31 protein-coding genes are annotated in these 21,099 nt (G+C 65.7%); all 31 read left to right on the top strand.

Annotated features, from left to right (window positions below):
* Positions 1 to 395: 395 nt before the first annotated feature.
* The 31 genes from ACZ7M2_RS11600 (at position 396) to ACZ7M2_RS11450 (ending at position 21,096) form a co-directional block, all read left to right on the top strand.
* Positions 396 to 872, top strand: a complete 477-nt coding sequence (locus tag ACZ7M2_RS11600) for a hypothetical protein (protein ID WP_471595054.1) — start codon at positions 396 to 398, stop codon at positions 870 to 872.
* Positions 872 to 2,524, top strand: coding sequence for a translation initiation factor IF-2 (locus tag ACZ7M2_RS11595; protein WP_471595053.1), 1,653 nt, complete (start codon positions 872 to 874; stop codon positions 2,522 to 2,524). The genes ACZ7M2_RS11600 and ACZ7M2_RS11595 overlap by 1 nt, the downstream gene beginning before the upstream one ends.
* A gap of 43 nt (positions 2,525 to 2,567) precedes the next feature.
* Positions 2,568 to 3,920: a type VII secretion-associated serine protease mycosin gene (gene mycP / locus ACZ7M2_RS11590; RefSeq protein WP_471595052.1), complete on the top strand. Its 1,353-nt coding sequence runs from the start codon at positions 2,568 to 2,570 to the stop codon at positions 3,918 to 3,920.
* Between the two features lie 147 nt (positions 3,921 to 4,067).
* On the top strand, positions 4,068 to 4,511 hold the full coding sequence (locus ACZ7M2_RS11585; protein ID WP_471595051.1) for a hypothetical protein: 444 nt from the start codon (positions 4,068 to 4,070) through the stop codon (positions 4,509 to 4,511).
* 9 nt (positions 4,512 to 4,520) lie between these two features.
* On the top strand, positions 4,521 to 6,317 hold the full coding sequence (locus ACZ7M2_RS11580) for an alpha/beta hydrolase (protein WP_471595050.1): 1,797 nt from the start codon (positions 4,521 to 4,523) through the stop codon (positions 6,315 to 6,317).
* Between the two features lie 64 nt (positions 6,318 to 6,381).
* Positions 6,382 to 6,915, top strand: coding sequence for a hypothetical protein (locus tag ACZ7M2_RS11575; protein ID WP_471595049.1), 534 nt, complete (start codon positions 6,382 to 6,384; stop codon positions 6,913 to 6,915).
* 204 nt (positions 6,916 to 7,119) lie between these two features.
* Positions 7,120 to 7,632, top strand: a complete 513-nt coding sequence (locus ACZ7M2_RS11570) for a hypothetical protein (protein WP_471595048.1) — start codon at positions 7,120 to 7,122, stop codon at positions 7,630 to 7,632.
* Positions 7,633 to 7,747: 115 nt separating this feature from the next.
* Positions 7,748 to 8,407 carry a hypothetical protein gene (locus ACZ7M2_RS11565; protein ID WP_471595047.1) on the top strand — a complete coding sequence of 220 codons (660 nt, stop codon included), beginning with the start codon at positions 7,748 to 7,750 and terminating at the stop codon, positions 8,405 to 8,407.
* 575 nt (positions 8,408 to 8,982) lie between these two features.
* Positions 8,983 to 9,291: a 30S ribosomal protein S10 gene (gene rpsJ / locus ACZ7M2_RS11560; protein ID WP_003948644.1), complete on the top strand. Its 309-nt coding sequence runs from the start codon at positions 8,983 to 8,985 to the stop codon at positions 9,289 to 9,291.
* A gap of 17 nt (positions 9,292 to 9,308) precedes the next feature.
* Positions 9,309 to 9,953, top strand: coding sequence for a 50S ribosomal protein L3 (gene rplC, locus ACZ7M2_RS11555; RefSeq protein WP_319090400.1), 645 nt, complete (start codon positions 9,309 to 9,311; stop codon positions 9,951 to 9,953).
* Between the two features lie 5 nt (positions 9,954 to 9,958).
* A complete protein-coding gene (gene rplD, locus ACZ7M2_RS11550) occupies positions 9,959 to 10,615 on the top strand; it encodes a 50S ribosomal protein L4 (RefSeq protein ID WP_266437244.1) in 657 nt (218 codons plus the stop codon).
* On the top strand, positions 10,615 to 11,031 hold the full coding sequence (gene rplW / locus ACZ7M2_RS11545; RefSeq protein ID WP_067367110.1) for a 50S ribosomal protein L23: 417 nt from the start codon (positions 10,615 to 10,617) through the stop codon (positions 11,029 to 11,031). Before rplD ends, rplW begins: the two co-directional genes overlap by 1 nt.
* A gap of 38 nt (positions 11,032 to 11,069) precedes the next feature.
* On the top strand, positions 11,070 to 11,906 hold the full coding sequence (gene rplB, locus ACZ7M2_RS11540; protein ID WP_153289116.1) for a 50S ribosomal protein L2: 837 nt from the start codon (positions 11,070 to 11,072) through the stop codon (positions 11,904 to 11,906).
* Between the two features lie 12 nt (positions 11,907 to 11,918).
* Complete coding sequence (gene rpsS, locus ACZ7M2_RS11535; protein ID WP_015035577.1) at positions 11,919 to 12,200, top strand: 30S ribosomal protein S19; 282 nt, start codon at positions 11,919 to 11,921, stop codon at positions 12,198 to 12,200.
* A gap of 42 nt (positions 12,201 to 12,242) precedes the next feature.
* Complete coding sequence (rplV, locus tag ACZ7M2_RS11530; protein WP_003974262.1) at positions 12,243 to 12,590, top strand: 50S ribosomal protein L22; 348 nt, start codon at positions 12,243 to 12,245, stop codon at positions 12,588 to 12,590.
* A complete protein-coding gene (gene rpsC, locus ACZ7M2_RS11525) occupies positions 12,590 to 13,426 on the top strand; it encodes a 30S ribosomal protein S3 (protein WP_067367107.1) in 837 nt (278 codons plus the stop codon). The genes rplV and rpsC overlap by 1 nt, the downstream gene beginning before the upstream one ends.
* Positions 13,427 to 13,431: 5 nt before the next feature.
* The gene (gene rplP / locus ACZ7M2_RS11520; RefSeq protein WP_010986348.1) at positions 13,432 to 13,851 is read left to right on the top strand and encodes a 50S ribosomal protein L16; all 420 of its coding nucleotides are present in this window, start codon (positions 13,432 to 13,434) and stop codon (positions 13,849 to 13,851) included.
* Positions 13,851 to 14,075, top strand: coding sequence for a 50S ribosomal protein L29 (gene rpmC, locus ACZ7M2_RS11515; RefSeq protein WP_003998824.1), 225 nt, complete (start codon positions 13,851 to 13,853; stop codon positions 14,073 to 14,075). Before rplP ends, rpmC begins: the two co-directional genes overlap by 1 nt.
* The gene (rpsQ, locus tag ACZ7M2_RS11510; protein WP_352046436.1) at positions 14,075 to 14,362 is read left to right on the top strand and encodes a 30S ribosomal protein S17; all 288 of its coding nucleotides are present in this window, start codon (positions 14,075 to 14,077) and stop codon (positions 14,360 to 14,362) included. The genes rpmC and rpsQ overlap by 1 nt, the downstream gene beginning before the upstream one ends.
* Positions 14,363 to 14,564: 202 nt before the next feature.
* Positions 14,565 to 14,933 carry a 50S ribosomal protein L14 gene (gene rplN, locus ACZ7M2_RS11505; protein WP_003998823.1) on the top strand — a complete coding sequence of 123 codons (369 nt, stop codon included), beginning with the start codon at positions 14,565 to 14,567 and terminating at the stop codon, positions 14,931 to 14,933.
* Between the two features lie 2 nt (positions 14,934 to 14,935).
* On the top strand, positions 14,936 to 15,259 hold the full coding sequence (gene rplX, locus ACZ7M2_RS11500; protein ID WP_067367101.1) for a 50S ribosomal protein L24: 324 nt from the start codon (positions 14,936 to 14,938) through the stop codon (positions 15,257 to 15,259).
* The gene (gene rplE / locus ACZ7M2_RS11495) at positions 15,259 to 15,816 is read left to right on the top strand and encodes a 50S ribosomal protein L5 (RefSeq protein ID WP_190037508.1); all 558 of its coding nucleotides are present in this window, start codon (positions 15,259 to 15,261) and stop codon (positions 15,814 to 15,816) included. The genes rplX and rplE overlap by 1 nt, the downstream gene beginning before the upstream one ends.
* A gap of 5 nt (positions 15,817 to 15,821) precedes the next feature.
* Positions 15,822 to 16,007, top strand: a complete 186-nt coding sequence (locus tag ACZ7M2_RS11490) for a type Z 30S ribosomal protein S14 (RefSeq protein ID WP_003948630.1) — start codon at positions 15,822 to 15,824, stop codon at positions 16,005 to 16,007.
* A 211-nt stretch (positions 16,008 to 16,218) separates the two neighbouring features.
* Positions 16,219 to 16,617, top strand: coding sequence for a 30S ribosomal protein S8 (rpsH, locus tag ACZ7M2_RS11485; RefSeq protein WP_055614920.1), 399 nt, complete (start codon positions 16,219 to 16,221; stop codon positions 16,615 to 16,617).
* A 24-nt stretch (positions 16,618 to 16,641) separates the two neighbouring features.
* On the top strand, positions 16,642 to 17,181 hold the full coding sequence (gene rplF, locus ACZ7M2_RS11480; protein WP_067367096.1) for a 50S ribosomal protein L6: 540 nt from the start codon (positions 16,642 to 16,644) through the stop codon (positions 17,179 to 17,181).
* Between the two features lie 3 nt (positions 17,182 to 17,184).
* On the top strand, positions 17,185 to 17,568 hold the full coding sequence (gene rplR / locus ACZ7M2_RS11475) for a 50S ribosomal protein L18 (protein ID WP_067367094.1): 384 nt from the start codon (positions 17,185 to 17,187) through the stop codon (positions 17,566 to 17,568).
* Between the two features lie 64 nt (positions 17,569 to 17,632).
* Complete coding sequence (gene rpsE, locus ACZ7M2_RS11470) at positions 17,633 to 18,235, top strand: 30S ribosomal protein S5 (protein ID WP_055513610.1); 603 nt, start codon at positions 17,633 to 17,635, stop codon at positions 18,233 to 18,235.
* Positions 18,236 to 18,237: 2 nt separating this feature from the next.
* Positions 18,238 to 18,420, top strand: a complete 183-nt coding sequence (gene rpmD, locus ACZ7M2_RS11465) for a 50S ribosomal protein L30 (protein WP_060901490.1) — start codon at positions 18,238 to 18,240, stop codon at positions 18,418 to 18,420.
* Between the two features lie 2 nt (positions 18,421 to 18,422).
* On the top strand, positions 18,423 to 18,878 hold the full coding sequence (gene rplO / locus ACZ7M2_RS11460) for a 50S ribosomal protein L15 (RefSeq protein WP_060901489.1): 456 nt from the start codon (positions 18,423 to 18,425) through the stop codon (positions 18,876 to 18,878).
* A gap of 242 nt (positions 18,879 to 19,120) precedes the next feature.
* Complete coding sequence (gene secY, locus ACZ7M2_RS11455) at positions 19,121 to 20,434, top strand: preprotein translocase subunit SecY (RefSeq protein WP_060901488.1); 1,314 nt, start codon at positions 19,121 to 19,123, stop codon at positions 20,432 to 20,434.
* Positions 20,434 to 21,096, top strand: coding sequence for an adenylate kinase (locus tag ACZ7M2_RS11450; RefSeq protein WP_471595046.1), 663 nt, complete (start codon positions 20,434 to 20,436; stop codon positions 21,094 to 21,096). Before secY ends, ACZ7M2_RS11450 begins: the two co-directional genes overlap by 1 nt.
* Positions 21,097 to 21,099: the final 3 nt, after the last annotated feature.

Raw genomic sequence — 21,099 nt, 5'->3', positions numbered from 1 at the left:
GTGGTTCTTAGGGAAGAGCGCCGGTGGCACCGGAACACACTCCGCCGTGCTCCGGTGATGAGAGATCGAGATCGAGATCGAGATCGAGAGTTCGGCCGGGACGGACACTTGGATACCCCCGCTCCCGCAGATGAGTACGGACACTCATGTGCCGTCTCCTGCGGGGGGGGGGTTGAGTGGAGCCATGCCCTTGCTCACCGGCCTAGGCGACTGTCCGAGTCACCCTTCAGAGTGGCCCGATTCCGGTCACTCTCCGCCAGAGGCCGTCTGTGGACTGTCACAGTCGATAGCTAGAGTTGCAGCTGAAGCTTCGGCTGATTTGGCTGTACGGGGGAGAGATTGTGTTGCCGAGCGATAGTGGGGCGGCGCCTGGACCGTCGTCGTGGGCGTCGGGCGTGTTCGACGCGGCGCAGAACGCGATCGGTGATGTGGTCACCGAGCTGTCGTCGTTCACGAAGTTCCAGAAGCGTGTGGATGACTTGATCCGCGACCTGAAGGGTTCGGCGGCGGGTCCGGGCGAGGTGGGGCAGGAGCAGCTGGCACGCCACCAGTTCGGCGGCGGAGCGGGCGAGTGGGCGGAGGCATCGGGACTGTTCACCTCGTACGAGACGGTGATCACGGAGCTGGAGAGCCTCTCCAAACTGCTGTCCGACTCCATGGAGGGCATGAACATCGCGGTGCTGGCCTCGCACAAGGGCTATCAGAACATCGACCTGGACGTACGCGACCGTATGAAGGCGATCAGCGCGGAGACCGCGAAGCACTACGGCGGGGAATACGACCCCGGCCTCCCGAAGAAGAGCCACGACGGCGGCAGCGACGCGAAGCCGGACCAGACGCCTTCGGGCGGCGACTCGGGAGGCACGATCTGATGTCCGGAAAGGGAACCGGCGGCAGTACGTCCTTCGAGGACATGAGCCACGACCAGATGCTGGCGTGGCTCGACCAGGCGAACGCCGGCACGGTGCAGGCCGCCGCCACCCGGCTGACCGCGGCGGCCAAGGAGATCCGCAAGATCGCCGAAGAGCTCAAGGTCCGCCCGCAGTGGGTGGAATGGAAGGGCGAGGGAGCGGACGCGTTCCGCGCCTGGACGGGCGACCTCGCCAACTCGACCCTGCGCCTGGGCGACTTCAGCGAGGACTCGGCGACCTGGCTGGGGCACGCCTCCGACGCGATCGCCACGGTCCAGGCGTCGATCCCCCGCGACAAGGCCGGCGCCCAGGCGAACCTGGACGCGGCGACAGCCGCCCACAACGACCCCGACGCGGCAGCGGTGAGCAGCAAGTCCACGACCGAACTCGCGGCACTGGCGGCGAACAAGGAGAAGGTCCGCCAGGAGGCAGCCGCCCAGATGACAAAGCTGGGACAGGCGTACCAGCTGTCGGCGACGCAACTGGATGGGCTGGAAAGGCCTAAGTTTCCGCCGCCGCCGGAGGCGATTCAGCCGACACCGGGCAAAGTTTCTGACGATGAGGTCGTGTCCGGCGGAGGCGGCGGCGCTCGCACATCCTCGGCCGGAGGAGTGACGGAAGTTTCTCCGACCAGCGGATCACATCGAGTGATGACCCAGGCAACTGGGGGCGACGGAGCAGCCAACGTCGAATCCCACTCGCGTGGCACACCCCAGCAGTCGTTGCCCGATCCCTCGGACCGTGTGCGTATGAACGTTGACGGGACGGAGGTGCTTCCGCAATCGCCATCAGCACCTTCAGCGAGCCCGGTCGGGCCGCCGAACGGAGGCAGGGCTGATGGCGGCGGGGCACTGCCCACGGGGCCGATCCCGCCGACGGTAAGCGGCGTACCAAGCCCATCCGTGAAACCCCCGAGACTGGGCCGCACGACAATCGGTGGCCGTCCTTCGGCCCAACCCGGGCGTGGGCCGGCAGGCCCGGTCTCCAGAGGTGTGCCGGGTATCGGTGGTACGACCGAGCCGCAGGGCCCGACAGGCACGGCGCGGCCAGTGGTCGGCGGCCGCCCCGCAGTGCCTCCGGGCCGAGGAATCACGGGCGCAACTCCCGGGCGTGCGCCGGGCGGCAGCTCCGGCATCGTCGGAGGCCGCCCCACGTCGTCGGCCGCTGGATCGCCCGCGGGTCGGCCCGCCGGTGGATTGCCGCGAGGCAATGTTGTCGGCGGTGAAACGCACAGCTCGGCTGGTGGCCGTGGCTCGACCACTCAGAGGACCCCCGCCAGTACAGGGCGAGCGGGCGTCGGGCAGAGTGCGACACCGGCCGGCCGTCGGGCCATGGGCACGGGCGCAGGCGCGGACCGTGGAGTCGTCGGCGGCCGTCCACAGCCGCAGAGACGCTCGGGAAGCCGGCCGTTCACCCCTGGTGGCTCGGGCTTGGTACGGAACCAGGACTCTGGTGACGGCACGCCCGCATCAAGCGCAGCTGGACGTACGGGTGCGCTGTCGAACGGCACTCGGCCATCGAATTCGCGACAGAACAACAAGCAGGGCAGAAGGGCCGACGAGCGAAGCGAGGAGCAGGAGACCGAGCAGCAGAACGGCCGCTCGACCACCTAGTCACCAGCTATCGACTGAACCTGCACACACCAAGAGGAAGCAGATGCCTGCCACCACGATGAGGAATGCCCGCTACGGAAGCGTTGTCTGCGGAGCCGTGGGCCTGCTGTTGGTCGGTAGCGCGGCCACTCCCGCCCACGCGGAGTCCATCCGTGAGAGGGAGTGGCACCTCACGGCCATGAAGGCCGAGCAGATGTGGCAGACCAGCACGGGCAAAGGGGTGACGGTCGCTGTCATCGACACAGGAGTCAAGGACGACCTCGCCGACTTGAAGGGGCAGGTACTCCCGGGCAAGGACGAGGCACCGCTGTCGCCCGGAGATGAACACACGGACTACGACGGCCACGGAACTGCGATGGCCCTTGCGATTGCCGGCACCGGCAAGGCAAATGGGGGCACCGGAACTTTCGGCCTCGCGCCTGGCGCAAAGGTGCTCCCCATCCGAGTACCAGACCGTGGATTGGACTCCAACCTGTACAGCAAGGAGTTCAACGACACGGTTAGCACCGGAATCCGCTACGCCGTCGATTCCGGTGCACGGGTCATCAACATTTCGATGCGGACGTTCGAAGGATCGAAACAACTCGCCGCGGCTGTGAGGTACGCCTTGGACAAGGGGGCGTTGATCTTCGCCGGTACGGGAAACGACGGCACTTCGGGCCTGGAGTACCCAGCGGCAACTCCGGGTGTGGTGGGCGTCGGTGCAGTCGGCCGCAGCCTTCACAAGACCAGCGAATCCCAGTACGGCCCCCAAGTGGACATCGCTGCACCCGGTGACGAGATTTACCACACGTGTTTGAACGGCACCGACCTGTGCCGCTCCCACGGCACCAGCGACGCCACCGCCCTGGCCTCAGCCAGCGCCGCCCTGATCTGGTCCAAACACCCGACCTGGACCAACAACCAGGTCCTACGGGTCATGCTCAACACCGCCGGCGGCCCCACAGACGGTTCGAAACGCAACGACTCCATCGGCTACGGCATCGTTCGCCCCCGCATCGCCTTGCAGACCCCGGGTGACCCGGGCCCGGCCGACGTCTACCCGCTCGCGGACTTCCCTGGCGGCACCTCGGCGTCACCGTCGCCTGGAGCTGCTGCCGGCAAGGACCCCGCTGCTCCGGCAAAGGACGCGGCAGCCGAAGCCTCCTCGAAGGACCACGGCAGCAACACCCTCTGGATCACGCTGGGTATCGGCGCCGTCGCACTCCTCGGCGCGGCGGTCGGGGCTTTCCTGGTCATCCGCAAGCGCAGGGCCACCGTGAGCCCGAGCTCGGCAACAGCGACCACAGCAGGACAACTCCCTTATACGGCACCGGGGTTCGCGCCTCCGCCGTATTCGCCTCCCAGCGCTCCGGACGGCAATGCCTCTTCCAGTCGAGGCCCTGGCGCCGTCTGAGTACGGATACTCAAGCGCTGTGGTGGCCGATACGGATGGGGCATGTGATGAAGCGGCGCTACCGTATTTCTCGATCATCAAAGCGTCGCGGGTGCACATTCACATGGGCGAGGCGGCGTACGGCGAGATACGGGGGAGGGGCCACGCATGGCGTGGGACGAGTGGGAACAGCTCAAGACCGCGGCGGCAGGTCGGGATTCTGCCCAGATGCAGCTGAACCACGTACCGATGGACCCGGGTGGTGCCGGCGGCACGCTGGTGTCGAACAGGCGCGCCTGGGCCAAGGCAGGGGAAGACGTCGGTTCACTCCGTGAGGGCATCGGCAAGGCGCTGGAGAGGCTGGCGGGCGGCCAGAACGGCATTGCTGAGGATGCCGGCTGCCTGACCGTGGGGGCCCAGAAGGACGTCTACGACTCGTGGGAGCGCTACGTCAAGGATGTGAGCGGACGGTGCGGGAAGCTCTCGGGTGTGCTGGAGAAGACGGGTAACGAGCATTTGAAGACCGACGAGGCCGTCGAGGTCGAGATCGGCAATCTGAAGGTCGCGTATTCGGATACCCCGGCTGTCGGCGGGCAGGACAAGGGGCGGTAACGACACGTCATGGACCTCGCAGCACTCAAAGCCCTCAAGCCGACCGAGTTCTCGGAAGCGGCCGACGGATATCGCAGCACCTCTGACATGGCGAGGGCGGCCAAGGACCGTATCGACAACCAGATCGTCGTGGCCATGAGGAACTCCCTCAAGGGCGAGGCCGCGACCGCGGCGATCACGCAACTGACGGAGCTGGGCAAGAACTTCCACTACGTCCAGGTCGAGTGCGGTCTCGTCAGCACGGCTCTCGAAGCCTTCTCGTACGAGGTAGGAGCGGCCAAGAGCAAGCTCGACGGGGCGCTCGATGGCGCGCAGGCGGCGAAGCTCACCGTGAACGCCGACGGCTCGATCACCTATCCGCCGGGCGGGGAGAAGGGCGAGGACGACAAGATCCCCGAGGGCGGCACGGTGGGCGGTCTGACGGATGACACGGCCTCCGCGGTGGGCCGTCAGGCGGCCAATTTCGACCCCAACCCCAACCATCGCCTCGCACAGGACTACGCGGACCAGATCGCCGCTGCCCTCAAGGAGGCGACGGAGGCCGACGAGAAATGGGCGCCGAAGCTGCGGGCGCTGAAGGCGGACGACGATCTGACCGTTTCAGACAAGGACTGGGCCGACGCTTCCTCGGACACGAAGGGTGTGAGCGAGGCGGGCAAGAAGTATCTCGACTCGCTGCCGCAGCCGCCCAAGAACGGCAACCCGAAGGACAACGCGGAGTGGTGGAAGGGACTCAGCGCGGAGGAGCAGGCCGCGTGGGTCTCCATGCGTCCCGACTCCGTGGGCGCGCTCGACGGCCTGCCTGCCACGGTTCGGGACGAGGCCAACCGGATCGTGTTCGACGAGAAGCGGGGCACGATGCAGACTGAGCTGAATTCGATGCCGGCACCGCCGTTCAATGAGTGGACCTGGATCAGCGCCGGGGGCTACGCGTCCAAGGTGCATACCGATGAATGGATGGAGTGGTACAACAAGTACGGGGACCGGTACGACCACCTCACCGCATCCCTCAAGGGCATGGAATCGATCCAGACCCGCTTCGACGCGACGGGTAATGGTGGACTGCCCGAGGCGTACCTCCTAGGGTTTAGCGCGGACGGCAATGGGCGGGCGATTGTCGCCAACGGAAATCCCGATACTGCTGATCACCAGGCAGTGTATGTGCCGGGCACCACATCGAATCTGGGTAAAGTCAACGGTGATATCGGCCGGATGACAGACCTGTGGCGTGTGGCCAATACCGAGGCACATGGCGAGTCAGTTTCCACTATCACCTGGCTCGGCTACGATGCGCCTCAGAATCTCGTCAAAGACTCGCCGTTTGAACATTATGCATATGACGGTGCTCCGGCATTCCGCGACTTCATGGACGGTCTTGATGCGTCGCATTCAGGTGATTCGGATCCACACCGGACTGTGATCGCGCACTCGTACGGAACGACCCTTGTCGGCGCTGCGGCCCAGACAGGGCAGCTCAACGCCGATGATGTTGTCCTCGCGGGCAGCCCCGGCGTCAAGGTTTCCCACGCAACGGACCTGGATGTCCCGGCGGGGCACGTGTGGAACGAGGAGGCCGACGGAGACCCTGTTCCGGATATCGGTCGCTTCGGCCACGGTGGGGACGGCTGGGTTGTCCCCAGCGATCCGAGCTTCGGCGCCAACCAGATGACCACGGATACCGAGGGCCACAGCGGTTACTGGGATGTGGGCTCCGACAGCCTGCGGAACCAGGCCCGGGTCGCGGTCGGTAAGGGCGACGACGTACAGCTCAAGCCGCCGCCGGACCCCTGGGCGCATGTGAAGTAGGAAGCATGGCTGCCCGACCAACAGGCCGGCCCGTGTCCCGGTTCGATCGAACGAGGTCCCCGATTTGAAGACGAAACTGGGCGCAATCGCGCTCACCCTGCCCATCGCCCTTGCGACCCTCACCGGATGCAGCATGACTGACACCAATAGTTCCGACGAAATCCCATCTTCCGGCGTCAGCACGTCGAGTGAAGCTGCCGAGCATGCGAAGAAGACTTCCAGCGAGCTGTACAACCTGATCGGTCTCAAAGGGAAGGCGTCCGACACTGGACCGGGGGTCAAGGAGTGCGGAAAGAAGGACCCGGATAAGTACTTCCAGATCTTCCATTCCTGGTCATTCACTCCGACCGCGTCCGAGCGGCTCGAGGGCGCGATGGAACAGCTGAAGTCAGAACTGCCCAAGCATGGCTGGGAGGTTGTCGAATACGGACCGGACAGCAGCCGGAACAAGAACCTCAGCCTCAGGGCCGACAACGACACGAAGAAATTCAGCGTCAACGTCATCTATCAGGCAAAGGACAATCCTCCGAACCTCAACTTCTTCGTCGTATCCGGTTGCTATCAGGTTCCGGACGGCCAGAAGATCGAGCAGTTCTGATCGGCCCGACAGGTGGTACGGCCGTGGGTGGTCGTCAGGACACAGCCACTGCCACGCCCATGACTGTCCCAGAGCTCGCCGTGGGCCCGGCACAGGCTGTGATCCCAGGTGAGAAGCGGCAGAACCCCATCGACGACGGCCGCCCGAGGCATCGGGAGGCGTACTCATCACGTCCGTGCGCGCATACTCAGGCAGGTTGATCCGATGGGCTTCTTCGACAAGTTGACCGGCACCAAGTACCCCGACAGCGCTGTCGTACCGCTGCCGGCCATGGAACTCCGGGCGGCGCTGCTCGCGCTCAACGGGCCGGACGTACCGTTCCGCGTGCGCAACGCACTCCCCGCCGAGAAGGCTGATCTCGTGGCGGAGTGGCGGGTCCTGGAGCCCGCCACGGGCTCCGCGTCCTTCCGTAGGCAATTGGAGCGGTCCCTCAAGACCCGGATGCGGCTGGACCCGCAGAGGCGCGAGGTGCGGACCCTCGACGAGCAGTTGCAGGTGACCTTGATCGGGGACCCGCCCAGGCGGGGCTTGTCGCGCGAGTACGGCCGCGGGCGGTCGACCACGGTCTCCCGCCAGTGGACGTACGAGCGGGGAACCGACGGGCGCCGACGCAAGGTCGAGACGTTCCGTTTCGACACGCGGGATATGAGGAACCCCCTCCAGCAAGTGGTCCTCGACGCGGGTTGGACCTGGCGCGGGGTGCTGTTCAAGGTGTGACGGGCAGGCCGGTGAGACACGGGCTTGGGCGAAGGACTCCACGGCCGTTGGACCAGACGGCAGTTGAGTACGGGTGCTCATGACCCCCTTGCCGTGTCCGTCGCACGATCTCCGCATGACACAGCTACGCGGTCCCCTCGGAACGCACCGGAAAATCCTTCTCGCCACAGCCGCCGCGTTGGCCATGGCCGTGACGGCTGCCGGAGGGGTGTCGGTCGCTCGTGGGGTCGGGACGCTCTGGAACGGCGATCCCTACCCCGTCGCGGATCCAGCCGTCACCTCGCAACGCCTCGACGGCCTCACGCAACAGGTCTACGACACACTCGACCTGCCACAGGCCACGCTGGACCCCAAATGGCCCAGCGGCGGTCAGGAGGCCGACCGCTCCGGGTGCTACTACACCGGGCTCAAGGACCTGGCCAAGCAGGTGAGCGACTCACCGCCCAGTGTGCCGGGTGTGGTCGCGGTGAGCAGCGAATGGGGGTTGAAGGGCGTTACCCCGTCTCAGGCGGTGTCGGCGCTGCGACGGGCGCGCAAGGAATTGACGCGGCGCGGTTGGAAAGTCACCAGGTACGAGATCAGCGACTACTGGACCGTACTGAGCGTGCAGCCCCCGGGCACCGGCGACGTCGTCCGGGTCGAGGCTTACCCCTATGACCGTCTGGGTGTAGACGCCTACTCCGAGTGCGCCCGATATCCGTCGGGTACGCCCATGACCGAGTGGGGCGATCCGGAACTCCCGGCTCAGCAGGCGCCGGCCCCGCTGCGGAGCTGACGTATCCGCGCTGATCGCTGCCGCTGTGGTCAGTGCGCGGTTGATGATTCGGCGAGCGTCACCTGGTGTGTGGATGCGTACTCACCGTGTATGCGCATCCCGGTCCGTCACCCCAAGGTCGGTGAGAACGACCTCCGCCAGGGCGCGCACGCTCCCTGGGTTTGACCTGCGTCACCTTCGGGGTACGATCCTCGGCTTCGATTGGCCAGCCCCCCGCCGCGTATGGCAGACTAACGGGGTTGCTCGGTCGAGTGCCGATGCTGCGCGCCTCCCGCCGGGAGGACTGGAAGCGAGTCCCACAGTACTCGTCGCTCGATCTGTCGTGAGGCAGCGCTCGGGCGGACGTACGGGAATCTTCCGGGAAGTGTCAGCGGGGTGCAGACCAGGCTCCCGGTGGGTGTTCAGCCCCCGGTCCTGCGGTTGCTTTCGGGCGGGCCGCGTCCCTTGTAGGGAAATCCGTATACGGATATCTCTGCGGCAGGAGCGCGACACACCCGACCGCGTGGGTCGGAGGCAAGGGACGCGAACCCCCGGGTTCCAGGGCGTTTAACGAGACAAAGGACTACTGAGTAGCCATGGCGGGACAGAAGATCCGCATCCGGCTCAAGGCCTACGACCACGAGGTCATCGACAGCTCGGCGAAGAAGATCGTCGAGACGGTGACCCGCACTGGTGCGTCGGTCGCGGGCCCGGTGCCGCTGCCCACTGAGAAGAACGTGTACTGCGTCATCAAGTCGCCGCACAAGTACAAGGACTCGCGCGAGCACTTCGAGATGCGCACGCACAAGCGCCTGATCGACATTCTCGACCCGACGCCCAAGACCGTTGACTCTCTGATGCGACTCGACCTCCCGGCCGGTGTCGACATCGAGATCAAGCTCTAGGGATCGGTGATCTGAGAATGGCTAAGCAGATCAAGGGCATCCTGGGCGAGAAGCTCGGCATGACGCAGGTGTGGGACGAGAACAACCGTGTTGTTCCGGTCACCGTCGTCAAGGCCGGCCCGAACGTCGTCACCCAGGTGCGTACCAACGACAGCGACGGCTACGAGTCGGTCCAGATCGCCTTCGGCGAGATCGACCCGCGCAAGGTGAACAAGCCCCTCAAGGGTCACTTCGCCAAGGCCGACGTCACCCCCCGTCGTCACCTCGTCGAGATCCGCACCGCGGATGCCTCCGAGTACACCCTCGGCCAGGAGATCTCCGCCGAGGTCTTCGAGGCGGGCGTGAAGGTCGACGTCACCGGCAAGAGCAAGGGCAAGGGCTTCGCCGGTGTCATGAAGCGTCACAACTTCAAGGGCCTCGGCGCCGGCCACGGTGTCCAGCGCAAGCACCGCTCTCCCGGCTCCATCGGTGGCTGTGCCACCCCGGGCCGTGTGTTCAAGGGCGTCCGCATGGCGGGCCGCATGGGCAACGAGCGGGTCACCACCCAGAACCTGACCGTTCACGCCGTTGACGCGGAGAAGGGCCTGCTCCTCATCAAGGGAGCCATCCCGGGTCCGAACGGCGGCCTCGTCCTGGTCCGTACCGCGGCCAAGGGGGCCTGAGGACTATGAGCACCATTGACATTCTGTCGCCCTCCGGCGACAACGCCGGGACCGTTGAGCTCCCGGCCGAGATCTTCGATGTAGAGAAGATCAGCATTCCCCTGCTTCACCAGGTCGTCGTCGCACAGCTGGCCGCCGCCCGTCAGGGCACGCACAAGGTCAAGCGTCGTGGCGAGGTCCGCGGTGGCGGTAAGAAGCCTTACCGCCAGAAGGGCACCGGCCGCGCGCGCCAGGGTTCGACCCGTGCGCCGCAGTTCGCCGGCGGTGGCGTCGTCCACGGCCCCACGCCGCGTGACTACTCGCAGCGGACCCCGAAGAAGATGAAGGCCGCGGCCCTGCGCCACGCCCTCACCGACCGGGCCCGCAACGCTCGCATCCACGTCATCACCGGCGTGATCGAGGGCGAGACCCCCTCCACCAAGGCCGCCAAGAGCTTCCTCGGCAAGGTCAGCGAGCGCAAGAACGTGCTCCTGGTCATCGAGCGCTCCGACGAGGCCGCGCTGCTCTCCGCGCGCAACCTGCCCCAGGTCCACATCCTGGAGCCGGGCCAGCTGAACACGTACGACGTTCTCGTCTCGGACGACGTGGTCTTCACCCAGGCCGCTTTCGAGTCCTTCGTGTCTGGCCCCAAGGCCGCTGACACCGAAGGGAGCGAAGCCTGATGGCTACGCGTCACCCGAGCATTGCCTCCAAGGCGGCCAAGGCCGCCAAGGCCGCGCGCGTCGCCAAGGCGAAGCGCCACGAGGCCGAGGGCAAGAACACCGTCGAGACGCCGGCGAGCAAGAGCTTCACGGACCCCCGTGACGTGCTCCTCAAGCCGGTCGTCTCCGAGAAGAGCTACGCGCTGCTCGACGAGGGCAAGTACACCTTCGTCGTCGCGCCGGGCGCCAACAAGACCCAGATCAAGCAGGCCGTCCAGGCGGTCTTCTCGGTCAAGGTCACCGGGGTCAACACGATCAACCGCCAGGGCAAGCGCAAGCGCACCAAGAGCGGTTTCGGTAAGCGTGCTGACACCAAGCGCGCCATCGTGACCCTCGCTGAGGGCGACCGTATCGACATCTTCGGCCAGGCCTCCTAACGGAGCGCCCTGGTCCGATATCGGACGAGGACTGAGAAATGGGAATCCGCAAGTACAAGCCGACGACGCCGGGCCGTCGTGGCTCCAGCGTCGCCGACTTCGTCGAGGTCACGCGGTCCACGCCGGAGAAGTCGCTGGTTCGCCCCCTGCACAGCAAGGGCGGCCGTAACAATTCCGGTCGTGTGACCGTTCGCCACCAGGGTGGCGGACACAAGCGCGCCTACCGAGTGATCGACTTCCGTCGTCACGACAAGGACGGCGTGCCGGCGAAGGTCGCGCACATCGAGTACGACCCCAACCGCACCGCGCGCATCGCGCTGCTGCACTACGCGGACGGCGAGAAGCGCTACATCCTCGCCCCCCGCAACCTGTCGCAGGGTGACCGCGTCGAGAACGGTCCTGGGGCCGACATCAAGCCGGGCAACAACCTGGCGCTCCGCAACATCCCGGTCGGTACCACGATCCACGCGATCGAGATCCGTCCCGGTGGCGGCGCCAAGTTCGCCCGCTCCGCCGGCGCCTCGGTGCAGCTGCTCGCGAAGGAGGGCACGATGGCCCACCTCCGCATGCCCTCCGGTGAGATCCGCCTGGTCGACCAGCGCTGCCGCGCCACGGTCGGCGAGGTCGGCAACGCCGAGCAGAGCAACATCAACTGGGGTAAGGCCGGCCGCAAGCGCTGGCTGGGCGTTCGCCCGTCCGTCCGCGGTGTGGCGATGAACCCGGTTGACCACCCGCACGGTGGTGGTGAGGGCAAGACCTCCGGTGGTCGCCACCCGGTCTCCCCGTGGGGTCAGAAGGAGGGTCGTACTCGTTCGCCGAAGAAGGCTTCGAACAAGTACATCGTCCGCCGCCGCAAGACGAACAAGAAGCGCTAGGAGCGGGTTTAGATGCCGCGCAGTCTCAAGAAGGGACCCTTCGTTGACGGCCACCTCGTAAAGAAGGTGGACGCTCAGAACGAAGCCGGTACCAAGAACGTCATCAAGACCTGGTCCCGTCGCTCGATGATCATCCCGGCCATGCTCGGCCACACGATCGCGGTGCACAACGGCAAGACCCACATTCCGGTGTTTGTCACCGAGTCGATGGTCGGCCACAAGCTCGGCGAGTTCTCGCCGACGCGCACCTTCCGGGGTCACGTCAAGGACGACCGGAAGTCGAAGCGCCGCTAACGCGGGGTGGAATCGACCATGACAGACACTGGAAGGACAACCATGGAAGCCAGGGCCCAGGCGCGGTACATCCGCGTTACGCCCATGAAGGCCCGCCGCGTGGTGGACCTTATCCGTGGCATGGATGCCACGGAGGCTCAGGCGGTCCTGCGTTTCGCCCCGCAGGCCGCGAGCGTGCCGGTCGGCAAGGTGCTTGACAGCGCCATTGCCAACGCCGCGCACAACTACGACCACACCGACGCCGACAGCCTCTTCATCTCCGAGGCGTACGTCGACGAGGGTCCGACCCTGAAGCGGTTCCGTCCGCGCGCCCAGGGCCGTGCCTACCGGATCCGCAAGCGGACCAGCCACATCACCGTGGTCGTCAGCAGCAAGGAAGGAACCCGGTAATGGGCCAGAAGGTTAACCCGCATGGGTTCCGGCTCGGCATCACCACGGACTTCAAGTCCCGTTGGTACGCCGACAAGCTGTACAAGGACTACGTCAAGGAAGACGTCGCCATCCGTCGGATGATGACGTCCGGCATGGAGCGCGCCGGCATCTCGAAGGTTGAGATCGAGCGCACCCGTGACCGCGTGCGGGTGGACATCCACACCGCGCGTCCCGGCATCGTCATCGGCCGCCGTGGCGCCGAGGCCGACCGCATCCGCGGTGACCTCGAGAAGCTCACGGGCAAGCAGGTCCAGCTGAACATCCTCGAGGTCAAGAACCCCGAGACCGACGCTCAGCTGGTTGCTCAGGCCGTTGCCGAGCAGCTGTCCTCCCGCGTCTCCTTCCGCCGTGCCATGCGTAAGAGCATGCAGGGCACGATGAAGGCCGGCGCCAAGGGCATCAAGATCCAGTGTGGTGGCCGTCTCGGCGGCGCCGAGATGTCCCGCTCGGAGTTCTACCGCGAGGGCCGTGTGCCCCTGCACACGCTCCGCGCGAACGTCGACTACGGCTTCTTCGAGGCCAAGACGACCTTCGGCCGTATCGGTGTGAAGGTCTGGATCTACAAGGGCGACGTCAAGAACATCGCCGAGGTCCGCGCCGAGAACGCCGCTGCCCGCGCCGGCAACCGCCCGGCCCGTGGTGGCGGCAACGACCGCCCGGCCGGCCGTGGTGGCCGTGGTGGCGAGCGTGGCGGCCGCGGCCGCAAGCCGCAGCAGGCTCCCGCTGCCGAGGCCCCCAAGGCCGAGGCTCCGGCGGCTGCCGCTCCGGCTGAGAGCACCGGAACGGAGGCCTGACCGACATGCTGATCCCCCGTAGGGTCAAGCACCGCAAGCAGCACCACCCCAAGCGCCGTGGTCAGGCCAAGGGCGGTACGCAGGTTTCGTTCGGCGAGTACGGCATTCAGGCCCTCACGCCGGCGTACGTGACGAACCGCCAGATCGAGGCCGCCCGTATCGCGATGACCCGCCACATCAAGCGTGGCGGCAAGGTCTGGATCAACATCTACCCGGACCGCCCGCTCACCAAGAAGCCTGCCGAGACCCGCATGGGTTCCGGTAAGGGTTCGCCGGAGTGGTGGATCGCGAACGTGCACCCGGGCCGGGTCATGTTCGAACTGTCCTACCCCAACGAGAAGATCGCCCGTGAGGCCCTCACTCGCGCAGCCCACAAGCTGCCGATGAAGTGCCGGATCGTCAAGCGCGAGGCAGGTGAAGCGTGATGTCGGCCGGTACCAAGGCGTCCGAGCTGCGCGAACTGGGTGACGAGGAGCTTCTCGCGAAGCTTCGCGAAGCCAAGGAAGAGCTGTTCAACCTCCGCTTCCAGGCGGCGACCGGTCAGCTCGAGAACCACGGTCGGCTCAAGGCCGTCCGCAAGGACATCGCGCGGATCTACACCCTGATGCGTGAGCGCGAGCTGGGCATCGAAACGGTGGAGAGCGCCTGATGAGCGAGAGCAACGTGACCGAGAACACCACTGAGGCGCGCGGATTCCGCAAGACCCGTGAGGGTCTCGTCGTCAGCGACAAGATGGACAAGACCGTCGTCGTCGCCGTCGAGGACCGCGTCAAGCACGCCCTGTACGGCAAGGTCATCCGCCGTACGAGCAAGCTGAAGGCCCACGACGAGCAGAACGCCGCGGGCATCGGCGACCGCGTCCTCCTCATGGAGACGCGTCCGCTGTCCTCGACGAAGCGCTGGCGCATCGTGGAGATCCTCGAGAAGGCGAAGTAATCAAACGGGGGGACTCGGTCCCCCCGTTGCCCCCCCGCCGGGGGCCTGCCGCACCGTCAGGTGCCCGGCCCCCGGCGGAGGTTTTCTCCCTCAACAGGCCAAGTAATTCCTGCGGGGCTTATCCGCAGGACGGTTCCGCCAGGCTCGCGGGGCGACCCGGAAGGGATCCCCGCGGGAACCGGCAGACAATCAGGAGATAGACGTGATCCAGCAGGAGTCGCGACTGCGTGTCGCCGACAACACGGGGGCGAAGGAAATCCTTTGCATCCGTGTGCTCGGTGGCTCCGGTCGCCGCTACGCGGGCATCGGTGACGTCATCGTCGCCACCGTCAAGGACGCGATCCCCGGCGGCAACGTGAAGAAGGGTGACGTCGTCAAGGCGGTCATCGTTCGCACCGTCAAGGAGCGCCGCCGTCCGGACGGCTCGTACATCCGCTTCGACGAGAACGCCGCCGTCATTCTGAAGAACGACGGCGACCCTCGCGGCACCCGTATCTTCGGCCCCGTCGGCCGTGAGCTGCGCGAGAAGAAGTTCATGAAGATCATCTCGCTCGCGCCGGAGGTGCTGTAAGCATGAAGATCAAGAAGGGTGACACGGTTCAGGTCATCACCGGCAAGGACAAGGGCAAGCAGGGCAAGGTCATTGCCGCTTACCCGCGCGACGAGCGCGTCCTGGTCGAGGGTGTCAACCGGGTCAAGAAGCACACGAAGGCCGGCCCCACCGCCAGCGGTTCGCAGGCCGGCGGCATTGTGACCACCGAAGCCCCCATTCACGTGAGCAACGTTCAGCTCGTCGTGGAGAAGGACGGCAACAAGGTCGTCACGCGTGTCGGTTACCGCTTCGACGATGAGGGCAACAAGGTTCGCGTTGCCAAGCGGACGGGTGAGGACATCTGATGGCTACCACCACCACTCCGCGTCTCAAGACGAAGTACCGCGAGGAGATCGCGGGCAAGCTGCGTGAGGAGTTCTCGTACGAGAACGTCATGCAGGTTCCCGGCCTCGTCAAGATCGTGGTCAACATGGGTGTCGGCGACGCCGCCCGTGACTCCAAGCTCATGGACGGTGCCGTCCGTGACCTGACCACGATCACCGGTCAGAAGCCGGCCGTCACCAAGGCCCGCAAGTCCATCGCGCAGTTCAAGCTGCGTGAGGGTCAGCCGATCGGTGCCCACGTCACGCTCCGTGGCGACCGCATGTGGGAGTTCCTGGACCGCACCCTGTCGCTCGCGCTGCCGCGCATCCGCGACTTCCGCGGCCTGTCCCCCAAGCAGTTCGACGGCCGTGGCAACTACACCTTCGGTCTCACGGAGCAGGTCATGTTCCACGAGATCGACCAGGACAAGATCGACCGCGTCCGGGGTATGGACATCACCGTGGTGACCACGGCGACCAACGACGCTGAGGGCCGCGCCCTTCTCCGTCACCTCGGCTTCCCCTTCAAGGAGGCGTAAGCGAGATGGCGAAGAAGGCTCTGATTGCCAAGGCTGCTCGTAAGCCCAAGTTCGGTGTGCGTGGCTACACGCGCTGCCAGCGCTGCGGTCGTCCGCACTCCGTGTACCGCAAGTTCGGCCTGTGCCGCGTCTGCCTTCGTGAGATGGCTCACCGCGGCGAGCTGCCGGGCGTGACCAAGAGCTCCTGGTAGTCCCCCTAACAAGGGATCCCAGGGCTCTCGGTAAGTAAAGGGTTCGGTCAGGTGCCCTGCTCTCCATGGCTTAGGCTAGGAGGGTTGGGCGCCTGCCGCCCCAATCGACTTACTACGCCGTAGGTCCCCGCACCGCACCCGTCCCGCCACTGAGTGGGGAGAGGGATGGCGCATACAGGAAACCCCGGCGAGAGAGGCCGAAGGCCAATTCATGACCATGACTGATCCCATCGCAGACATGCTTACTCGTCTGCGTAACGCGAACTCGGCGTACCACGACGATGTCGCGATGCCGCACAGCAAGATCAAGTCGCACATCGCGGAGATCCTCCAGCAGGAGGGCTTCATCACCGGCTGGAAGGTCGAGGACGCCGAGGTCGGCAAGAAGCTCGTCCTCGAGCTGAAGTTCGGCCCGAACCGTGAGCGCTCCATCGCGGGCATCAAGCGGATTTCGAAGCCGGGTCTGCGTGTGTACGCGAAGTCCACCTCCCTGCCCAAGGTGCTCGGTGGCCTCGGCGTGGCGATCATCTCCACGTCGCACGGTCTCCTCACCGACAAGCAGGCCGGCAAGAAGGGCGTAGGCGGAGAAGTTCTCGCCTACGTCTGGTAACGGAAGGGAACGGAGGAAACAGCTATGTCGCGTATTGGCAAGCTCCCCATCACGGTTCCCGCCGGCGTGGACGTCACCATCGACGGCCGTACGGTCCAGGTGAAGGGCCCCAAGGGCACCCTCTCCCACACCGTCGCGGCGCCGATCGAGGTCGCCAAGGGTGAGGACGGCATTCTCAATGTCACCCGCCCGAACGACGAGCGTCAGAACAAGGCCCTGCACGGCCTGTCCCGCACGCTGGTGGCGAACATGATCACCGGCGTGACCACGGGTTACGTGAAGAAGCTCGAGATCAGCGGTGTCGGTTACCGCGTCCTGGCGAAGGGCTCCAACCTGGAGTTCTCGCTCGGCTACAGCCACTCGATCACCGTCGAGGCCCCCGAAGGCATCACCTTCAAGGTCGAGAACCCGACGCGGTTCTCGGTCGAGGGCATCGACAAGCAGAAGGTCGGAGAGGTTGCGGCCAACATCCGCAAGCTGCGCAAGCCCGACCCGTACAAGGCCAAGGGCGTCAAGTACGAAGGCGAAGTCATCCGCCGCAAGGTCGGAAAGGCGGGTAAGTAAGCCATGGCATACGGTGTCAAGATTGCTAAGGGCGACGCTTACAAGCGTGCTGCCATCAAGCGCCGTCACATCCGGATCCGTAAGCACATCTCGGGTACGGCTGAGCGTCCGCGCCTGGTCGTGACGCGCTCCAACCGTCACATCGTGGCCCAGGTCATCGACGACGTTAAGGGTCACACCCTCGCGTCGGCGTCGACCCTGGACACCACGGTCCGTGGTGGCGAGGGCGACAAGTCCGCGCAGGCCAAGTCGGTCGGCGCCCTGGTCGCCGAGCGCGCCAAGGCCGCCGGTGTCGAGGCTGTCGTATTCGACCGTGGTGGTAACCAGTACGCCGGGCGCATTGCCGCTCTGGCGGACGCCGCCCGCGAAGCCGGACTCAAGTTCTGAGTCGCCCGTCGCGCTAGCGACTTAGGTCGCTGCGTAGCTAGCGGAAAAAGAGAGAGGTAATCCAATGGCTGGACCCCAGCGCCGCGGAAGCGGTGCCGGTGGCGGCGAGCGGCGGGACCGGAAGGGCCGTGACGGCGGCGCTGCTGCCGAGAAGACCGCGTACGTTGAGCGCGTTGTCGCGATCAACCGCGTCGCCAAGGTTGTGAAGGGTGGTCGTCGCTTCAGCTTCACCGCGCTGGTCGTGGTGGGCGACGGTGACGGCACCGTGGGTGTCGGTTACGGCAAGGCCAAGGAGGTGCCGGCCGCCATCGCCAAGGGTGTTGAGGAGGCCAAGAAGCACTTCTTCAAGGTCCCCCGTATCCAGGGCACCATCCCGCACCCGATCACGGGCGAGAAGGCCGCGGGCGTCGTCCTGCTCAAGCCTGCTTCCCCCGGTACCGGCGTTATCGCCGGTGGCCCGGTGCGTGCTGTGCTCGAGTGCGCCGGCGTTCACGACATCCTGTCGAAGTCGCTCGGCTCGTCCAACGCGATCAACATCGTGCACGCGACCGTGGCGGCCCTCAAGGGTCTGCAGCGTCCCGAGGAGATCGCGGCCCGCCGTGGTCTGCCCCTCGAGGACGTCGCCCCCGCGGCTCTGCTTCGTGCACGTGCGGGAGCGGGTGCGTAATCATGGCTCAGCTCAGGATCACGCAGACGAAGTCGTACATCGGCAGCAAGCAGAACCACCGCGACACCCTGCGTTCGCTCGGGCTCAAGCGCCTGAACGACGTGGTCGTCAAGGAGGACCGCCCCGAGTTCCGCGGAATGGTGCACACCGTCCGCCACCTCGTGACGGTTGAGGAGGTCGACTGATCATGGCGGAGAACAACCCGCTCAAGATCCACAACCTCCGTCCCGCCCCGGGCGCCAAGACCGCCAAGACCCGTGTGGGTCGTGGTGAGGCGTCGAAGGGTAAGACGGCCGGTCGTGGTACCAAGGGCACGAAGGCCCGCTACCAGGTTCCGGAGCGCTTCGAGGGCGGGCAGATGCCCCTCCACATGCGCCTCCCGAAGCTGAAGGGCTTCAAGAACCCGTTCAAGACCGAGTTCCAGGTCGTGAACCTCGACAAGCTGGCCGCGCTGTACCCGGAGGGTGGCGAGGTCACCGTCGAGGGTCTCGTCGCCAAGGGTGCCGTTCGCAAGAACAGCCTCGTCAAGGTCCTCGGCCAGGGCGAGATCTCCGTCGCGCTGCAGGTTTCGGTTGACGCCGTTTCCGGCTCCGCCAAGGAGAAGATCACCGCCGCCGGCGGTACCGTCACCGAGCTCGTCTGACCTTTTCAGGCGTCTCGATGACATGAGCGATCCCGACCGGGGGTGCCCCTACAAAAGGGGTATCCCCGGTTGGTCGTTCCTAGGGGGGCAGTCTCGCCGGTATGGTGGCCTGCACTGCTAATTTTCGCTCGCTGTGCCCACACGGAACTCTGAGCGGCTCTTGGCTGTTTATCCGTTACGTATCCGTCGAACCTCAAGACCGTCACCTCTGACGCACTTGCGCGGGGGTCGCAGGAGGCACCGTGCTCACCGCGTTCGCCCGGGCGTTCAAGACGCCCGACCTGCGCAAGAAGCTGCTCTTCACGCTCGGCATCATCGTGGTCTACCGGGTCGGTACCCACGTTCCGATCCCAGGTGTCGACTACAAGAACGTCCAGACCTGTATCGACGTGGCCAAGGGCAACCAGGGCCTGTTCGGGCTGGTCAACATGTTCAGTGGTGGCGCACTGCTGCAGATCACGATCTTCGCGCTCGGCATCATGCCGTACATCACGGCGAGCATCATTCTGCAGCTGCTGACGGTGGTGATCCCGCGCCTCGAAGCCCTCAAGAAGGAGGGTTCGGCCGGCACCGCGAAGATCACGCAATACACCCGTTACCTGACGGTGGCGCTGGCGATCCTGCAGGGCACCGGCCTTGTCGCGACCGCCCGCAGCGGCGCCCTGTTCAGTGGCTGCCAGGTGGCCAACCAGATCGTTCCTGACCAGTCGATCTTCCAGACCGTCGTGATGGTCGTCACCATGACCGCCGGTACGGGCGTCGTCATGTGGCTGGGCGAGCTCATCACCGACCGCGGCATCGGCAACGGCATGTCGATCCTCATGTTCATCTCGATCGCCGCGACCTTCCCGTCCGCCCTGTGGGCGATCAAGACGCAGGGCACGCTGGCCGGCGGCTGGATCGAGTTCGGCACCGTGATCGCGGTCGGACTGGTCATGGTCGCGCTGGTCGTCTTCGTCGAGCAGGCCCAGCGACGGATCCCGGTCCAGTACGCGAAGCGCATGATCGGGCGCCGGTCGTACGGTGGTACGTCCACTTACATCCCGCTGAAGGTCAATCAGGCGGGTGTGATTCCCGTCATCTTCGCGTCGTCGCTGCTCTACATCCCGGCGCTGGTCGCCCAGTTCTCGAACGGCAACTCCGGGTGGAAGACCTGGGTAACACAGAACCTGACCAAGGGCGATCACCCCATCTACCTGGTCTCTTACTTCCTCCTGATCGTTTTCTTCGCGTTCTTCTACGTGGCGATCTCGTTCAACCCCGAGGAAGTCGCGGACAACATGAAGAAGTATGGTGGCTTCATCCCGGGCATCCGGGCTGGCCGGCCGACCGCTGAGTACCTGAGCTACGTACTCAACCGGATCACCTGGCCGGGGTCGCTGTATCTGGGTCTGATCGCTCTCGTACCGACAATGGCGTTGGTGGGTTTCGGGGCAACCGGCAACTTCCCGTTCGGTGGTACCAGCATCCTGATCATCGTGGGTGTCGGTCTTGAGACGGTGAAGCAGATCGAGAGCCAGCTTCAGCAGCGCAATTACGAAGGGTTCCTCCGCTGATGCGAATCGTCCTCGTCGGGCCGCCCGGTGCCGGTAAGGGAACGCAGGCTGCGTTCCTTGCCAAGAACCTGGGGATTCCGCACATCTCCACGGGCGACCTCTTCCGCGCCAACATCAGTCAGGGCACGGAGCTGGGCAAGCAGGCCAAGGCGTACATGGACGCGGGCAAGCTGGTGCCGGACGAGGTCACCATCGGGATGGCCAAGGACCGCATGGAGCAGCCCGACGCGGCCAACGGCTTCCTGCTGGACGGCTTCCCTCGTAACGTCTCGCAGGCCGAGGCGCTCGACGAGATGCTCAAGGCCGAGGGCATGAAGCTGGACGCGGTGCTGGACCTGGAGGTCCCCGAGGACGAGGTGGTCAAGCGCATCGCGGGCCGCCGCATCTGCCGCAACGACTCTTCGCACGTCTTCCACGTGACGTACAAGCAGCCGAAGAAGGAAGGCGTCTGTGACGTCTGCGCCGGCGAGCTGTACCAGCGGGACGACGACTCCGAGGAGACCGTCCGTACGCGTCTCGAGGTCTACCACACGCAGACCGAGCCGATCATCGACTACTACGCCGCTCAGGGCCTGGTCGTGACGATCTCGGCGCTCGGCAAGGTGGAAGAGGTCACGGGGCGCGCCATGGAGGCGCTCACGAGCAAGGTCGGCGACAAGTAGTCG

The organism is Streptomyces sp. NPDC111507 (assembly GCF_055638955.1).
Note: the sequence above shows the minus strand (reverse complement) of the source record. Positions and strands in the feature narration are given on the sequence as shown.

What these genes read in the sequence shown, in the direction of transcription:
- ACZ7M2_RS11595 (WP_471595053.1), top strand. Translation starts at nt 872, where the DNA reads ATGTCCGGAAAGGGAACCGGCGGCAGTACGTCCTTCGAGGACATGAGC.
- mycP (WP_471595052.1), top strand. Translation starts at nt 2,568, where the DNA reads ATGCCTGCCACCACGATGAGGAATGCCCGCTACGGAAGCGTTGTCTGC.
- ACZ7M2_RS11585 (WP_471595051.1), top strand. Translation starts at nt 4,068, where the DNA reads ATGGCGTGGGACGAGTGGGAACAGCTCAAGACCGCGGCGGCAGGTCGG.
- ACZ7M2_RS11580 (WP_471595050.1), top strand. Translation starts at nt 4,521, where the DNA reads ATGGACCTCGCAGCACTCAAAGCCCTCAAGCCGACCGAGTTCTCGGAA.
- ACZ7M2_RS11570 (WP_471595048.1), top strand. Translation starts at nt 7,120, where the DNA reads ATGGGCTTCTTCGACAAGTTGACCGGCACCAAGTACCCCGACAGCGCT.
- ACZ7M2_RS11565 (WP_471595047.1), top strand. Translation starts at nt 7,748, where the DNA reads ATGACACAGCTACGCGGTCCCCTCGGAACGCACCGGAAAATCCTTCTC.
- rpsJ (WP_003948644.1), top strand. Translation starts at nt 8,983, where the DNA reads ATGGCGGGACAGAAGATCCGCATCCGGCTCAAGGCCTACGACCACGAG.
- rplC (WP_319090400.1), top strand. Translation starts at nt 9,309, where the DNA reads ATGGCTAAGCAGATCAAGGGCATCCTGGGCGAGAAGCTCGGCATGACG.
- rplD (WP_266437244.1), top strand. Translation starts at nt 9,959, where the DNA reads ATGAGCACCATTGACATTCTGTCGCCCTCCGGCGACAACGCCGGGACC.
- rplW (WP_067367110.1), top strand. Translation starts at nt 10,615, where the DNA reads ATGGCTACGCGTCACCCGAGCATTGCCTCCAAGGCGGCCAAGGCCGCC.
- rplB (WP_153289116.1), top strand. Translation starts at nt 11,070, where the DNA reads ATGGGAATCCGCAAGTACAAGCCGACGACGCCGGGCCGTCGTGGCTCC.
- rpsS (WP_015035577.1), top strand. Translation starts at nt 11,919, where the DNA reads ATGCCGCGCAGTCTCAAGAAGGGACCCTTCGTTGACGGCCACCTCGTA.
- rplV (WP_003974262.1), top strand. Translation starts at nt 12,243, where the DNA reads ATGGAAGCCAGGGCCCAGGCGCGGTACATCCGCGTTACGCCCATGAAG.
- rpsC (WP_067367107.1), top strand. Translation starts at nt 12,590, where the DNA reads ATGGGCCAGAAGGTTAACCCGCATGGGTTCCGGCTCGGCATCACCACG.
- rplP (WP_010986348.1), top strand. Translation starts at nt 13,432, where the DNA reads ATGCTGATCCCCCGTAGGGTCAAGCACCGCAAGCAGCACCACCCCAAG.
- rpmC (WP_003998824.1), top strand. Translation starts at nt 13,851, where the DNA reads ATGTCGGCCGGTACCAAGGCGTCCGAGCTGCGCGAACTGGGTGACGAG.
- rpsQ (WP_352046436.1), top strand. Translation starts at nt 14,075, where the DNA reads ATGAGCGAGAGCAACGTGACCGAGAACACCACTGAGGCGCGCGGATTC.
- rplX (WP_067367101.1), top strand. Translation starts at nt 14,936, where the DNA reads ATGAAGATCAAGAAGGGTGACACGGTTCAGGTCATCACCGGCAAGGAC.
- rplE (WP_190037508.1), top strand. Translation starts at nt 15,259, where the DNA reads ATGGCTACCACCACCACTCCGCGTCTCAAGACGAAGTACCGCGAGGAG.
- ACZ7M2_RS11490 (WP_003948630.1), top strand. Translation starts at nt 15,822, where the DNA reads ATGGCGAAGAAGGCTCTGATTGCCAAGGCTGCTCGTAAGCCCAAGTTC.
- rpsH (WP_055614920.1), top strand. Translation starts at nt 16,219, where the DNA reads ATGACCATGACTGATCCCATCGCAGACATGCTTACTCGTCTGCGTAAC.
- rplF (WP_067367096.1), top strand. Translation starts at nt 16,642, where the DNA reads ATGTCGCGTATTGGCAAGCTCCCCATCACGGTTCCCGCCGGCGTGGAC.
- rplR (WP_067367094.1), top strand. Translation starts at nt 17,185, where the DNA reads ATGGCATACGGTGTCAAGATTGCTAAGGGCGACGCTTACAAGCGTGCT.
- rpsE (WP_055513610.1), top strand. Translation starts at nt 17,633, where the DNA reads ATGGCTGGACCCCAGCGCCGCGGAAGCGGTGCCGGTGGCGGCGAGCGG.
- rpmD (WP_060901490.1), top strand. Translation starts at nt 18,238, where the DNA reads ATGGCTCAGCTCAGGATCACGCAGACGAAGTCGTACATCGGCAGCAAG.
- rplO (WP_060901489.1), top strand. Translation starts at nt 18,423, where the DNA reads ATGGCGGAGAACAACCCGCTCAAGATCCACAACCTCCGTCCCGCCCCG.
- ACZ7M2_RS11450 (WP_471595046.1), top strand. Translation starts at nt 20,434, where the DNA reads ATGCGAATCGTCCTCGTCGGGCCGCCCGGTGCCGGTAAGGGAACGCAG.